The organism is Roseinatronobacter alkalisoli (genome assembly GCF_028745735.1).
Taxonomy (GTDB): Bacteria; Pseudomonadota; Alphaproteobacteria; order Rhodobacterales; family Rhodobacteraceae; genus Roseinatronobacter; species Roseinatronobacter alkalisoli.
The window spans coordinates 119,688-134,877 of the sequence record NZ_JAQZSM010000011.1; the positions used below are offsets into that span (position 1 = coordinate 119,688).

The window sequence follows — 15,190 nt, forward strand, 5'->3', positions numbered from 1 at the left end:
AGGATCGCCGGGACACCACCAAATAAACGGGAGGGACTTTATGAAACAGGCACGGATGAACCGCTTGTTCGGCATATCGGGCAATTGCTTTGACGTGGCGATTGATCATGGCATGTTCAATGAGAAAACTTTTCTGAACGGCATCGAGAACATGCGCAACGCAATCGAGACTGTAGCTTCGGCGCGGCCTGATGCGATCCAGCTGCCGCCAGGGACTGCGCGCATCCTGCAGGAACGTCCGGGCAAGGATCGCCCGGCGCTTGTTCTGCGCACCGATATCGCCAATGTTTATGGCACACCCTTGCCGCGTAAGCTGTTCTCGGAGGTGATTGACCGGGCCGTGGAACAGGGCGTGCGGCTGGACGCGGCCTGCGTCGTGGTGAATCTGTTGCTGCTGCCGGATGAGCCCGAGGTCTATGAAGCCTGCGTGCGCAATATCAACCGTCTCAAACCTGCATGCGACGATATGGGCATGCCGCTAATGGTCGAGCCATTGTTGATGCAGGACAATTCCAAGGGCGGCTATATGGTTGATGGTGATCTGGACAAGATCCTGCCGCTGGTCCGGCAGGCCGCAGAACTGGGGGCCGATATCATCAAGGCTGATCCCTGCGACGACCCGACCGAATACCACCGGGTGATCGAGATCGCGCAGGGCATTCCCGTGCTGGTGCGCGGCGGTGGTAAGGTCAGTGACGAAGAGATTCTGAACCGCACCAAAGTTCTGATGGAACAGGGGGCGCGCGGCATTGTCTATGGCCGCAACGTCATCCACCACGCCAACCCCGCGGGCATGACGGCCGCGTTGATGGCGATCGTGCATGACGGGGCCACGGTGCCCGATGCGCTTGCAATGTTGGGCTGAGCCATGAAAACCATTCGTTTCGGCATTATCGGTTGCGGTCTGATGGGGCGAGAATTCGCCTCTGCCGCCGCCCGTTGGATGCACCTGCAGGACATGCGGGCCCGGCCCGAGATTGTGGCAGTATGCGACACCAATCCGGGCCTTATGGACTGGTATTCGGATCATCTGCCCTCGGTGCGCCTGAAGACCACGGATTACCGCGCGCTGCTGGCCGATGATCAGATCGACGCACTCTATTGTGCGGTTCCCCATGTTCTGCATGGGGATATCTACCCAGAGATTATTGCCTCGGGCAAGCATCTACTGGGGGAAAAGCCCTTCGGCATGGACCGCGCCCAGAACACCGCCATTATGGCGGCGCTGGCCAGACGCGCGCAGGGGCAACTGATCCGCTGTTCATCCGAGATGCCCTTTTATCCGGGGGCGCAAAAGGTTCTCGACTTCGCGCGCGCGGGGCGGGCGGGCGAAATCCTCGAAGTGGAATGTGATTTCCTGCATTCATCCGACATAAACCCGGACAAGGCAATCAACTGGAAACGGATGGTCGGGGTGAACGGGGATTATGGATGCATGGGCGATCTTGGCATGCATGTCTGCCATGTGCCACTCAGGCTGGGCTGGGCCCCGGACACGATTCATGCAAGCCTTGTGAAACGGGTCACGTCGCGGCCCGATGCCACAGGTGCGCGTGTCCCATGCGAGACCTGGGACAATGCCACGATCCATGGCCGGGTAGGTGACGGGCCGGGGGCCTTTCCACTGACGCTGCGCACATGGCGCATCGCGCCGGGCGAGTCGAACACCTGGCGCATCAGGATTCTGGGCATGCATGGATCAGCGGAGTTTTCTACCAAGTCGCCGCGACAATGGCAGTTCATGGACTATACTGTCGGCAGCCCCCAGTGTTGGCAAGTCGAGGATCTGGGCTATCAGTCACTGTTTCCGACAATCACGGGCGGCATCTTTGAATTCGGATTTACCGATGCCATCCTGCAGATGTGGGCGGCCTTTGTCGACGAGGCGGCTGGGGGCGATGCCCGCGGTTTCCCTTGCGCAACACCCGAAGAAGCAGCGAAACACCACGCCATCCTGACCGCCGCACTAACAGCGGGAACAGAGGATCGCGTCGTCCAAGTGGAGTACCATACATGAGGAGATCCGCCATCAATTCAGCCATCCGACAAGCCGAAGCCATGCTATCCGATCATGGCTGGGTGCTGCCGGATTTTGCCAACTGGACACCCCAGGATCACATCGCCAATCGCGCGCGCAGTGCATGGTTGTCAGAGCGTCAGATCGGCTGGGACGTTACCGATTTTGGCCTCGGGCGATTTGAAACATGTGGCCTTGTCCTCTTTTGTGTGCGCAACGGGCTGTATGGTGTCGCGGGTGAAAGACCCTATGCCGAGAAATTGCTGTTTGTCGGTGTCGATCAAGAAACACCTTTCCACGCCCACCGGATGAAGCTGGAAGATATCATTGTACGCGGCGGCGGGACGCTTTGCGTCGAGTTCACACACGAGGGTATGGTCGAGCCTATCACCGGCGAGCCGGTGGCCGACGAACTGCGTATTGATGGTGAGGTTTTTCCGGCATTCGGACAGGTTCACCGCATACGCGCAGGGCAGGGGATCACCATCCCCAGAGGGCTTCAGCACCGCTTCTGGGGCGAGGATGCCCCGGTTTTTGTCGCCGAGGTCAGCCAATGCAATGACGACCGGGGCGACAATTTCTTTCTGGAACCGATCGGGCGTTTCTCGGAAATCGAAGAGGATGAGCCGACGCATCGCCTGCTGTGGAACGAAGGGGGCAATGCGTGACCGGACGACGTGGTGTCGCCTGTGCAGGGAACTGGATCCTTGATATCGTGCATGACATTTCTGCATGGCCGGAGAAATCCGAACTCGTGCGCATTCTGGGCCAGACCAGCGGGTTGGGCGGGGGGGCCGCGAATGTCGCGGCCAATCTGGTGGCGATGGGTGCAAACTATCCGGTGGTGCCTATCGGGTTGATTGGCACAGACTTTATCGGCGACGAGGTCCTTGCGCATTGCAAGGCTGCGGGTCTTGACACCGCACGGATCGTACAGACAGAGGCGGCGGCGACCTCGCAATCTCATGTGATGAACCTGCCGGGGGACAGCCGGACCTTCTTCTATCACCCCGGTGCCAATGATCTGCTCAGCTCTGCGCATATCGACGTCGATGCGCTGGCCGCATCGTATCTGAGAATCCTTTATATCGGGTATATCAATCTACTGGCCGGGCTGGATAAAACAGGCCCGAACGGCAGGCCTGTGGCAGCGGATGTTCTTGCCGATGCACGGTCGGCAGGGATCATGACCTGCATTGATCTAGTGTCGTCGCACAGCGCGACGTATCACGACACCGTCTTCGGCGTTTTGCCCGAGGTCGATATCCTGTTCCTGAATGAGGTCGAGGCCGCGCGCGCAACGGGTCTTGCTATCAATGGCGAAACAGATGATGCGGGCATGATCCGGGCCGCGAAGGCGCTCGCAGACGGAGGGGTGCGCCGTGCGGTTATCATGCATTCTGCCGCCCGCGTCGTATGGATGGAAGCGGGTGACGCCATGATTCATGTTCCGCAGAAAGTCCCTGCAGCGAACATCCTTAGCCCGGTTGGGGCAGGGGATGCCTTTGCTGCGGGTGTGATCCATGGGTTGCACGAGGGGTGGTCGCGGGATGCGGCGATCAATCTGGGGTGTCGGGCAGCCCGGGCCTGTCTTGGCGCACAAACGGCGACAGGGGGACTGGGACGCGATTTACTCCATCCACCGCCGACGGATCAGACCTGAGGCATGGCGCAATCATTTGACTGACTCCGCCGTTATTCCAGCCATGATGTACCGCAAAGAAATAAGATATATCAGCAGCTGCGGCTGCGATTCAGGCACATTCATCGCCATCATCTGGTTCCAGGCAAAAGCCTGCTACCCCTTCGCCACATAGAGTAAGGCAGCACCACCGGAGTTGAGATGAGCACCTAATCGTCAAAAACTCCGTGTCAAACCGACAGAGACGCGCGCATTCTTGAAATTATACAGCTCGATGGTGGAGTTGCGCCGTTCGAGCAAGAGGTCGAGACGCGGCGCGTACCCCCTGAACTCAATTTCACGATGCAGCAGGCCGAAAGTAGCCGTGGTCGTGCGATCAGATCTCACCGTCTGAAAAAGCGTTGAAGCTCCATCGCGGCGTTCGCGCGCATAGCCAAGATCCAAAGCAGTCACCAAGCCACCTTCAAAGACATAGGTCGCACCAAAACTCAGTCCTGATTGCATCCCGCTTTCAACATCGCTTTCGGCCTTGGTTCGGGTCAGGAAGCCGCCGCCCCGCAGTCCGAATCTCGGCGTCATTACATGGGTGAGGTTGAGCTGTAGCTTTTGACGTGTTCCGTCTCGGCGGGTCAGCGTGTCATGACGGAGGCGTTCGTAATCACCACGGAACCGCAATCTTGTCCGCGGCGTCAACCTTATCTCGTAATTTCCATAGACCCCGATACTGTGCGCAAAAGGCGAAGAACCGATCCAGCGCCGCGATGCACTCAGCCCAATTCCGGCTTCGCGCCCACCATCGCCTCGAAGAACCAGCCCCGCTTCTATGCCTGCACGAATATCGTTCAAGTCACTGTTTTCGAACACCCTTGCGTCAAGGGATGCTGATAATCTTGCGTTTAGATCGCGGCCGATACGAGGAAGATAGGTCAAGCGCCCAGTCACGTGCAGTGCTGTCGCCGCCTCGGCATCTTGACCTAATCTGAACTCACCACCCAAAAGTGAAATGGTTTCGGCATTAGTTCTGCGCGCAGGGTTGGATTCCGGAGCAATAGAAAAGCTTAACTGCGCCTCCCAGCGCTTGCGCTCGCGGATACGCTCTTGATACTGGAAAACCGCATCACGGGTGGCGTCAGGCAGGTTTGCGCCAAGAGACTGCTCGAAATGGAACGCGGCCTTTTCATCATCCTGAACCAGAAAATAGGCGCGGGCAAGCTCGAGCCGGAAGCGATGCTCGGCGGGTGCAAACGTCACAAGGCGCTCCAGAATTAGGATGGCTGCACGGGGGCGGTCTGCGCGCATGTGCCCGACAGCTTCGACCCATGCCGGCAAAATCGCTCGTTCAAGAAACTCTTGCTGGGAAACTGTTTGCGTCCCGGAATCGCGCGAACCAGACCTCGCATCAGAAACAGTCTGCGCACCCACCAAAGCTGGAAGCACGAGGATTGAGAAGACGGCACCAAGCAGGTATCGCAACTTCGAATGTTTCATTTTCCTCAACTAATCTTGCAATATATGTGCAGCACCCGGTTTGGATGCTGCACATTTTCAGGTAACGCGACAAACACGCGGATCGTCAGTCCTTGTCAGCTGAGAAAATGCCGTCAAAGTCATCTATGGATCCATCACCATCTGTGATTGTTCCTGCCAGAATACCGATCACCTGGCCCCCACCATCAGTCAGGAATGTTCCCTCAATGGTGCCGGAGAAGTCAAAGCCATCATCGTCCGGATCGAATAGCGTGCCGCCCAAGTTGGTCCCCAAGAAAGAACTGCCGGTTATGACCCCATTGGTAAACGTAAGTTCACCGGTAATTGCCACAGTCTCTTCATCGCCGAAAGCTGTGAAGCTGCCGAGTTCACCACTGATCGAGTCATGGTCGAAATCCGCCGTCAATCCAATTTCGCCGAGCAGGATTGTCGGGTTCTCGTCATCTTCATTGTCGTCAATGGCCATCGCTACAGCGCCGGAGTAAGTCGCTGGCCCAGCCAACGTGCTGGCATCGCTCGGGGTCCCACTGTTGCGTTCCTGAAACTCGGTGACCAGATCCTGCAGTTCTGGCGGCATTGCCTCGAACTCCTCGCTCCCCGGCGCAGGCACATCTGAATCATAAATTTGGCCACCCCCGTTACTGCCGCCACCGCCTCCGCCACAGGCAGAGACTGATATCACAAGTGGCAACATCAATCCCAACGCCACAGACCTTTTCATGCCCATTGTCTTCCCTCTTAGGTTATTCAAAACTAATTTAAGTTATCAATTGGGCATATGCCCCGCGTCCCCCGTTCGGGGGATGAGAAAAAGTTTTGTAGCAACTTAGGTTATCGCAGAATCGAAATAGGCTTGCATGAACCCGATGACTCGGAAACGATGTCGCTATTGGCGTGAATGGCGTGTCTTATGAAGACGGTAGGCTTCCTTGGTATCGGATGCCACCGCCCGTCAGGTGGGCATGGTCGCACGCTTAAAATGCCGCGCTCTCCGCTAATGGCATCTATTGGCTACGAGTCGTAGTCCTTCGGTCATCCGAACGACCTACTTTATTCCCACTTGGCCAAAATACATAGGGAGCAGCAAGCACCACGGTGACACCAAATGCGCCCGCCCAAGGAACCCAACCCGCAAGGTCGCGCGTGGCCAACACATAATATGTCACGACAGCCGCACCTAGCATTGTCAGCAGATAGATCGTAAAGATTACGGAAATCATCATATCCACGAAAACTCGCATACGAACTACCTTCCGTGAGGCTGGCTGTAGCTTTGCTCTAGCCGTCAAGTTCGTGTATTGCACTACAATGCAATTGTTGCAACAGTTTGGAAATGTCCCCGCTACCTTGCAAAGGAATGTCGCCAAGATCGGTGACGTGAGCAAATCCGGCAAGGTAGGAGACCCCGTGGAATCTCAAGGCACGTTGCTATAGGTTCCGCTATCTCAGTTTCATCAGTTCGCCCCTGAATGCATCGGCCGGTGTTCGCCATTCGAGGCACTTTTTCTGGGCGTGCTGTTTAAGCGGTCGCAAATCGCCTTCATATCGCGATCTGAGAGCGCGGCCACGGGTGCATCTCTTGGCAGATAGCGACGCGCACGCTTGTTCAGGTTCTCGACGGATCCCTTTTGCCAAGGCGCCTGCGGGTCACAAAACCAGCTGTCGGTCCCGATGCCCGACTTGAGCTTCCGCCATTCCCTGAACTCGAAGCCTCGGTCGAAGGTGATTGATCTGCGCGCTGGTTGGGGCAGGGGCTCCATCACGTCCATCAGCTTGCGCATGAAGTGGTTGGAGCTGCTATCGTTGTTGCGAAACAGAACGGCAAACCTCGTCTTGCGCTCGACAAGTGAGGCAACATTCATGTTGCCCTGGGCGCGCTCGAAAATCATCAGATCGCCTTCCCAGTCGCCAAATGGCTCGCGGGTGTTCACATGCTCTGGTCGCTGATGGATGGACCGATCTGGCGGAAATACCTGTCCTCTTGGCCGTCTGGCATACCAGGACCGCCGTTTCTTGCGGCGACTTGGAAGGTATCTGGCGAGTTGTTCGCATTGTCCCTCGGCGCTATAGACGTGGGCGTAGATCGTTTCATGGCTGACACGGATGGCATGTCCTTCGAATGCAAGCCGGCCGGCAATCTGTTCGGGGGACCAGCCTTCTTTCAACTGGGTGATAACGGCCTTCCGAAGCTTGGGAAGACGGATCAACTGTCGCCGCCGCGCACGCCGAGCTTCTGCTTTCCGTTGTGCAATCACACCGTAGTAACCACTGAGATTCGGCAGCTCTTCATCCGTGTAAAAGTTCCGCTTTATGTCCCGGTAGACTGTTGAGCGATGTTTCCCGAGCTCAGCTGCAATTTTGCTGATCGAGAATTTTTCGTTCAACATGTCCTCGATTATGCGTCTCTCACGCAAATCCAGCTCTGTATGCGCCATGTCCGTTCTCCTCGCTTTCCAGCAAGATAGAGGAGGTGTCGCAACCCATTCTAGAATGTGCCCCCGGCACACGGAATTACCCCATAAGCAATATTATGTTAATATTTCCCCCATAGCGCGGGCAGCCATCAAACGCTCCGATGCTATCTTTGTTGCCGAACGCGAGATCACAGGCCTGACTGTCGAGGCGCGTCATGATCCCCGGCGGCGACAGGTCGCGCCTATGGTCAATGGTCTACAACTGGTTGCCGACAAAGCCCGCCATCGTCTTGCAACAGCCCCCCCTTCCCTATCCGTCGCCCGGAGCGTCGGGGCGCAAGGCAGGAGGGAATAACTTTCTGGCGCACAGATTGCATGGCTCAGGACTCTGGCCACTGGCCGATGGGCCAATCCCGTGCTTTATGGATCACACGGATGATTGCAATGGATTCGCCAGTTGCGCTGGCCGGAATCGCATATGCACTGATGTAGGGCAGCGGCGTCACTGACTTTTCATAAGTGTCGGTGACGCGCCAGGCCTGCCGGTCGGGATGTCCGAGAGCGCCGCCGCAGCATTGCTGATCACGTCCGCAACGCGCTGCGCTGCGATCGGATTTTCTGCTGCGATGTAAGCTATTTGTGCCTTGATGTCGTCCCGTGCATCGCGTGACCAGATTACGCTGCGCTTCACGCCTTCCCGTCCTGAGCGGCATCAATTACCGACCGGAGTTCATCCATCGCCGCGTCATGCGAAACAACGCGACCAGCGGCGACATCTGCAAGTCCGCGCTGGATTCCGTCGATGATTTCCAGTTCACGGGCGACATAGGCTTCAACCGCTTCACTTGCGAGAAAAGACCTGCTGCGCCGGGTGCCCCGCGCCAGCCGTCCCAGCTTGTCCTTTACTTCAGGACTGAGGCGGATCGTCATGGTGGTGCTGGCGGGCATGGCAAGCTCCTGTGCTCGGTTGTACACATCTAAGCACATTTTGATCGGAGAGCAATCGCAGCCACACAGGGTGACGAATGCCGATCCGGACTACGTTGCTGGATCATTCAGGACAAAAGCTTCGCCGCCTCAACGAGTTGGCAAGCCCGGCTGATTATCATGCGCAGAGGCTTTCCGGTTCTCAGAACTGCATTGCAAGACTGAGCCGGAGGCTATGCTCCCGCACGCCGCGCGCAATCTGCCCGCTATAGGCAAGATCGAGTGTGGAATTCCGGCTAAGGCCAAGCGCAAGGCCTGCCTCGATGACCGCGGCGTTTCGGGCGACGGGAATACCGGCAACGCCAAAGGGGTCGCTGCCGGCAAACCCGTGTGTGGCAAGTGGCGTGGTATCCCCGAACGCCCGCCGCCAGCCCAGAGTGCCACGCAGGCGCGCCCGCGTGCCGCCGAGATCAAGCTCCGTTGCGGCGTTGACACCCAGCGTCGCGAAGCTTGTGGTTGTCCTCTGGCTGCCCGCAGACAAGGCAGCGGCACCGCCATCCTCTGCAAAGCCACCTGAGCGCAGATTAATATGGGCAAAGCCCAGAAAGGGCTCGAAAGCCGCACGCGCGGTCTCGATGCGGTAACCAAGTTCGCCAAAAGCCATCAGACTGCGGGCGTTGTAACCGGAGGAAAGGCCATCGGCAAAACCTGCAAAAGCGGCGGTACGCTCGATCTCCACGCTGTGCCGGGTATAGAAGAGCCCACCCGAAAACCGGACGGAATCCCACGCGCCGCCGCCGTAAATCCCGAGATGATAATTCTTACTTAACCCTGAAGAAGCGCGGTCATCGATATTGAAGCGCGTGCGGCTGTAACCCGCCGCCAGACCCAGCCGCCAGTTGCCGACAAGCACATCCGAGCCAAGCAGAAAACCCCCGCCGGAACGATCGAAACCCGCGGCATTGCCATTGCCTTCGGCAGATCCCCTGGTCCCGGCACCATGTGTCCAGAACACCGGACCGGCATGGTCTGCCGACACCTGCATGGGTGTCCCGCCAGCATGATAGGCGAGCGCCGGCATCCGGGATGCGCCCGGCGCGGCAAAAGCCGCACGCAGGCGCGCATTGACGACATCGCGCACAAAGCGGCTGTCCTCGATCAGTATCGTCCTTGCCGAGGCATGGATTTCGCCCGAAAGCTGGTCAAAGCTTGTGCGGATCAGCTCTTCATCATCGGCAAGCCGGGCGATTGCGTCATAGACCGCATGGCCCGCATTAATCCCGATGCTCTCAATACCGTCTGCCGTGGCTATCTGATTTCGCGTCAGCGCTGCAGACGCGAAATCGATGTCGTTGCGGACCAACGCGAGATTGACGGTGCGCGCCCCGTAGTCATAGGTCAAATCGGGATTGAGGAAGGCGAAGTCGGTGGACACATTATCAAACGTGCCGGTAAGCGTGCCGTCTGCCGAAAGGATAGTGTAGCTCGAACGCAGATCGTATTCCCCGGACGCTCCGATATGGGCAACCGAACCACCGTTGAGGATGGCATCGCCGGTTACCGCGATAAGGTCGCTATCGGTTCCATCCGGGTTCACCTCGACCTCAAAGCGGGAGCCAGCCGCGAAGATGAGATCACCGTTCACTGTCAGCGTACCGATGGAGTTGCCGGGCGAGAGCGTGCCGCCCGATGCGACCGTCACCAGAGAGCCCGTTCCCGCGCCAATTGTGCCTGACCCGCCAAGCGTTGCCCCACCCAGAACATCGAGGCTGCCGCCGAGCGCGCCGTTGCCGTCCGCATCGCCCACCAGCAGCGTACCGCGGGTGATGGTTGTCGTGCCAGCAAAGGCCGAGCTGTCGCCGGAAAGCAACACAAAGCCGTCGCCATCCTTGATGATGCCGCCTGCTCCTGACAGGACACCAGCATAATTGGCATCATCGGCCTGATCGAAGGTGAACGTCCCGTTCGCGCCAATTTCCACATCCCCGGCAAACCGGCCCGCCGCCGAGACAAGGCCGCCGGACCGGACCGTCCAGTCGAGGGTGGAGATACCCTCCAGCATGAGCGTACCGCCGCCCTGCATCTCCATCTGGCCGTTGGCGCTGCCCAGCCCGCCGATATTGCCGACAAAACTGGCAGTACCGGTCTGATCGAACACCATCGTGCCCGCATTACCGATATTTCCCCGGATTGCGGTCGCATCGCCGATGAGTGTGCCCGCACTCACCAGTGTGTCGCCTTCATAGGTGTTCGCGCCGGTAAGAACCAGAGTTCCGTCACCTAGCATGAGGAGATCACCCGCGCCACCGGTCACGCCGGTCAGGTGCAGCGTGGTGTTCGCTGCCACGTCAAAGGCACCGGTGCCAGCCAATTCGACCGAACGGGCACTGTCCATATCGGCAACGGTCGCAAGCGTGCCACCATCGAGAATGAGGCCGCCACTTGCCGCGCCCAGATTGGCGTCTTCGGAGACCTGCACCGCTCCCTCGAGAATGGTGGTCCCGCCCTGATAGGTATTCTGGCCGGACAGGACCAGCGTGCCTGCTTGTGTCTTGGTGATGCCGCCTGTGCCGGTGATCTCGGTCGCAATCTCAGCGTTGTCGGCCAGCACGCGGATCTCGCTGCCATCCATATCCGTCTGCAGGGCCCCATCGCCTTCCAGCCGATAGCCTTCGTCGACGAATTGCAGACCCTTGAAATTCTGCGCGCCCTCGACGGTGATCGTGCCACCGGCAAAGCCGCCCGGCTCGTTTCTGAACACGGCATGATTACCGGCCCAGACGAGGGATACGTCGCCACCCTGGTTCAGCCATCGGGTGTTGGCGGCATTCCATGTGCCGTCGCCGCCTTGCCAATGCTGCAGCGTATCGTCGCCAAGGGTGCCGATGAACAGGTCGACATTGCCGTTGCCCGTCAGGACCTCATAGCTGACCGGACCCGTCAGCACAGGCGTGGTCCCGATCTGCAGCCCGTCGCCGCTCAGATCACCGCCATAGGTCATCAGCCGGTAATAGCCGAAGCCCGCCGTGCCATCGGTCGCGTCGTCGCTTTGCGAAAGGTTCAGCGTGCTGTTCAGCGCGAGGTCGCCGGTCACATCGATACGGTCGCTGGTGCCCAGATCGGGTGCTGTTCCGGGGCTGCCGATTTCATATTCGAGAATGGAACCCGACGACAGCGACAGGTCGCCGTCCACTGTCAGTGTGCCAACGGAATTGCCCGGCGCAAGAATGCCGCCATCCGCTACGGCCACGGTACCCACCGTACCCGAACCGCCGAGCATTGCACCGGAACTGACTGTGAGCAGTGCGGAACTGGCAATCGTGCCGTCAACGATTAAAATACCCCCGGCGACATGAGTATTGCCCGTATAGGAATTCACGCCGCGCAGTGTCAGCCTGCCATCTCCAGTCAGGGTCAGCCCGCCGCTCCCTTGCAGTCCGGTCGCGATGCCGGTGTCGAACCCGTCCGTGTCAAAGGTCAAGCCACCTGCGCTGATGGTTACATCGCCGGAACTGAAATTGCGCAGATAATCGGCTTGGTCCTCAGTCGCACGCAATATGCCGCCATCGAACGAAACCGTCCCGGACCCCAAACCCTGCTCAATAAAACCGGTGGCAAGAACGCCATTGCTGTTAAGTGCGATTGCACCCGATGCGTCAGCCCTGTCAACGCCAAGATAGGTCGCCCCGGAGGTCACAACCCCGCCATCCGAAATCGTCAGCGTGGCGGTGCCCCCATCACCGACAAAGAGAGTGCCGGAATTGCTCCAGGTCGAGGCGTTCCCGTCAGCATCCATGCCCGAAACAATCACATCGCCCACCCAACCAGGATTGCGGCCGATAACGCCCGACGTATTGGACACCCGTCCGCCATTTTCGATGGTGAGCGCGCCGACGCCAGTGTCGCCAACAACGAGGGTGCCGGAATTGCTCCAGGTCGAGGCGTTCCCGTCAGCATCCATGCCCGACACGATCACATCGCCCATCGAACCAGAATAGCGGCCGATAACGCCCCACGTGTTGGACACCCGGCCGCCATTTTCGATGGTGAGCGCGCCGACGCCAGTTTCGCCAACAAAGAGGGGGCCGCCAATCTCCCATGAACTGGGCTGCGTGCCGGTGCCCGTTCCGTCGACGATTTCATGCGCATCATTGTCGATGGAAGAAACGCTCTGCGCCAGCGCCGGACTTGCAGCAAAGGTCAGCGCCGTGCTGCCCGCCAGCACTGCCCGCCGCCATTTGTGCCCCCACGCACGCACAAAGCCTTGCGGTCCAATTCCGGTTTTCATTGTCCGCGTCCCTCGCCCCACGATTGCTTTGCAGCCAACATCAATCAACCCGGCGTATGGGCCGGGCAATACTTTCGAGCCGCAAGGACTTGCTCGATCCCCGGAAAACATCATGTACTTCTCCCTCGTATGGTCATGCCCGGTCAGCCGACCATTCTTTCATGTTCAATCCCGGCAGGAACCCCATGAGTCCGACGTCTTGAAACCGGCGGTTCGCCCCAGACAGTAGTACCAGTCCGATCCGGGATACTGCCCCCGCTCAATACGCCCACCCTACATGCCCGGACCGGCAATGCCGCAGCCGCAGTGGAATGGTCACGACGAAAGATTAGCAATAAGCCGCTGTGCAGGGTGTCTAAAGTCAATGCACAGCGTCTCATTGGCCGGAAATTTACCGGTTTCTCGCGCCGTTTTCGCTATCAGGGCCGACACATTGCTGGCAACGCATATCGGTTGACCATGCCCGCATCATGGGACGAACGGGCGATGCGGATTGTGAACAATTACGTTTGGCACATCCAGCAGGTAGCCCGTGGCTGCCCACCGGCGGATGGTTTTCTCCATTCGGCCACCCGTTCCGTTCAGCGGCGGAAAAGTTCGCGATACTCCTGCGGAGTCATCCCATTATAGCCACGAAACGCACGTGCAAAGGCAGCCGCGTCAGCGTAGCCGCAACGGCTTGCGACGAACTTAACCGGCATGTCCGCAAACGTGATGAGCAGCGCGCTCGCCCGCTCAAGGCGTGCCGTCCTGAGGACATCGCCGACCGAGATTTCCTTTGCAGCAAAGACCCGGTAGAGATGCGCCCGCGAGCAGCCAATGGCGCGCGCGATCCCGGCTGCTGTCAGCTTGTGGTTCTGGCAGTGCAGGTGGATATAGCGCCGGGCTGCGGCGCGAAGGCCCGCATCGTGCCCGGTGGGGATGGCTGTCTGTCCGTCTTCCCGGTTTTTCGCTTGTGTCAGGGCACCAAATGCCATGTCGACGGCCGCCTTCATAGCGATGTCGGCAGAATGTCCGTCGAGGCTCTCCCCTTCCATGGCCATCGTTTGCAAGTGTGATGTCAGAAGATGCGCCATACCTTCCTGCGGCAGGCTCACCAGCCCATTGCGAAGGACAGAAAGATCGTTGCCGATGGCCCTTTCCGCCCTATCTCTCGGCAGCATCAGCGAGATGACGCTGTGATCGCGCGAGATGGTCGTAAACGCCTGCCCCCCATCGACTATGACAAGCCCTGTGCCGGGAGTGGAGATGAGGCGCGTGTCGTGGCCATGCTGCAACTTCGCCGAACCGGCAACAGTCAGACTCAGCATCAGGAAATCACCTTCTGGTCGTCCAAAACTGGCGCGCGTATCGTCGTTCGAGGAGAATACGAAGGTCGCACCGTCCTCGGTACCAAAATGCAGAAGGTTTCCCCTGAAATCCCGCTGGCCGTCTTCTTCCACGGTGTCCAGATCAATGCGCGGAAACAGGCTGCGCCAGAACTCGAAACGCTGACTTGGCCTCTGACTTTTGGTGGAGACCGCGCGAAAGCTGGTGCCCGCCCTTTTAGCTTTGGCAACGGGATGGCGCGCAGCACGCCTTTCGTGCGAATCTGTCAAAATGTTCCCCCATACTTGGGCTTTCGCCGCAATATCCGAGAAATGTTATAGAAACAAACACGCCATGCAACCCGGATGAGCAAGGCTTCGGTTGACTGGTTTGCAACTGCGGTGGCGCTGTTCATGTGAGCGATTGTCCTGATGCCCGCAAACCGAACCGGGTGACGCTTGCGTTTTCCGCGATGATTTTCTGTCTGGGAGAGGGGCGGATTCAACACCTGAACGGCCCCGAACATGGGGCTAGGTCAGCGGGTCGTTGACACATTACAGTTTCTTCAACGCCAGAAGCACCTCCTGCGTTCGCGCAGTCAGGGGCTTGTCACGACGATGAAATACGCACAGGGGCAACGGCGGAACCGACTGGATCGACCGCACAGAAAGGTTAAGCGTCAGTGTGCTTTGCGCGGTTAGTGCGTAGATAATCCCGATGCCGCCACAGGCGCTGACCATGTGACAAACAGTCGAACTAAACGGCACCTGACAGTCAAGGCGGTACTCAAGGCCATTTGCGACGAATGCGCGCCGGATCGCGGCCCCCATTGGCGACCAGTCCGGGTCGAAACTGACAAGCCGCAGGTCAAACCTCCATTTTGGAAGTTTGAATGTCCACAGGCCCTAAGAATGCAGGAGCATAATTTCGAATATGATAAGATTACTGTCGTTTAGTCTGTTGATACTCTTGGCAGCCTACCCGCTTGCCGCCAGCGAGCCGGTTCTGACCGTGACAGGAGCAATCACGAACGACAAGATCAAGCTCACCCACGACAATCTTCTGGAATTGCCACAGAAACAATTGATCACGGCCACGACCGTTAC

General features: G+C 58.6%; 11 protein-coding genes and 1 pseudogene. 4 read left to right on the forward strand and 8 right to left on the reverse strand.

What is annotated here, in order from left to right; translation table 11 throughout:
* The first annotated feature begins 40 nt into the window (after positions 1–40).
* Genes PUT78_RS13025 through PUT78_RS13040 form a run of 4 tightly spaced genes read left to right on the forward strand, consistent with a single transcriptional unit; the run spans position 41 to position 3,680 of the window.
* Complete coding sequence (locus tag PUT78_RS13025) at positions 41–865, forward strand: class I fructose-bisphosphate aldolase (protein ID WP_274352702.1); 825 nt, start codon at positions 41–43, stop codon at positions 863–865.
* Positions 866–868: 3 nt separating this feature from the next.
* Entirely contained in the window at positions 869–2,017 is a 1,149-nt protein-coding gene (locus PUT78_RS13030) for a Gfo/Idh/MocA family protein (protein ID WP_274352703.1), read from the forward strand.
* Positions 2,014–2,685, forward strand: a complete 672-nt coding sequence (locus PUT78_RS13035; protein WP_274352704.1) for a D-lyxose/D-mannose family sugar isomerase — start codon at positions 2,014–2,016, stop codon at positions 2,683–2,685. Before PUT78_RS13030 ends, PUT78_RS13035 begins: the two co-directional genes overlap by 4 nt.
* On the forward strand, positions 2,682–3,680 hold the full coding sequence (locus tag PUT78_RS13040; RefSeq protein WP_274352705.1) for a carbohydrate kinase family protein: 999 nt from the start codon (positions 2,682–2,684) through the stop codon (positions 3,678–3,680). Before PUT78_RS13035 ends, PUT78_RS13040 begins: the two co-directional genes overlap by 4 nt.
* A 195-nt stretch (positions 3,681–3,875) precedes the next feature.
* Here the strand turns inward: PUT78_RS13040 and PUT78_RS13045 are convergent, their stop codons facing one another.
* The 8 genes and pseudogenes from PUT78_RS13045 to PUT78_RS13075 form a co-directional block, all read right to left on the reverse strand.
* Positions 3,876–5,147, reverse strand: a complete 1,272-nt coding sequence (locus tag PUT78_RS13045) for a surface lipoprotein assembly modifier (RefSeq protein ID WP_274352706.1) — start codon at positions 5,145–5,147, stop codon at positions 3,876–3,878.
* A gap of 85 nt (positions 5,148–5,232) precedes the next feature.
* Positions 5,233–5,724, reverse strand: coding sequence for a hypothetical protein (locus PUT78_RS13050; RefSeq protein ID WP_274352707.1), 492 nt, complete (start codon positions 5,722–5,724; stop codon positions 5,233–5,235).
* Positions 5,725–6,587: 863 nt separating this feature from the next.
* Positions 6,588–7,582, reverse strand: a pseudogene (locus PUT78_RS13055) (IS30 family transposase).
* Positions 7,583–8,063: 481 nt separating this feature from the next.
* Positions 8,064–8,252 carry a type II toxin-antitoxin system RelE/ParE family toxin gene (locus PUT78_RS23805; protein WP_420793500.1) on the reverse strand — a complete coding sequence of 63 codons (189 nt, stop codon included), beginning with the start codon at positions 8,250–8,252 and terminating at the stop codon, positions 8,064–8,066.
* Complete coding sequence (locus PUT78_RS13060; RefSeq protein ID WP_274352708.1) at positions 8,249–8,509, reverse strand: CopG family ribbon-helix-helix protein; 261 nt, start codon at positions 8,507–8,509, stop codon at positions 8,249–8,251. The genes PUT78_RS23805 and PUT78_RS13060 overlap by 4 nt, the downstream gene beginning before the upstream one ends.
* 181 nt (positions 8,510–8,690) lie before the next feature.
* On the reverse strand, positions 8,691–12,776 hold the full coding sequence (locus PUT78_RS13065) for an autotransporter domain-containing protein (protein WP_274352709.1): 4,086 nt from the start codon (positions 12,774–12,776) through the stop codon (positions 8,691–8,693).
* A 581-nt stretch (positions 12,777–13,357) separates the two neighbouring features.
* Positions 13,358–14,374, reverse strand: a complete 1,017-nt coding sequence (locus tag PUT78_RS13070) for a helix-turn-helix domain-containing protein (protein WP_274352710.1) — start codon at positions 14,372–14,374, stop codon at positions 13,358–13,360.
* A 264-nt stretch (positions 14,375–14,638) separates the two neighbouring features.
* Positions 14,639–14,986, reverse strand: a complete 348-nt coding sequence (locus PUT78_RS13075; RefSeq protein WP_337994684.1) for a LysR substrate-binding domain-containing protein — start codon at positions 14,984–14,986, stop codon at positions 14,639–14,641.
* Positions 14,987–15,190 lie beyond the last annotated feature (204 nt).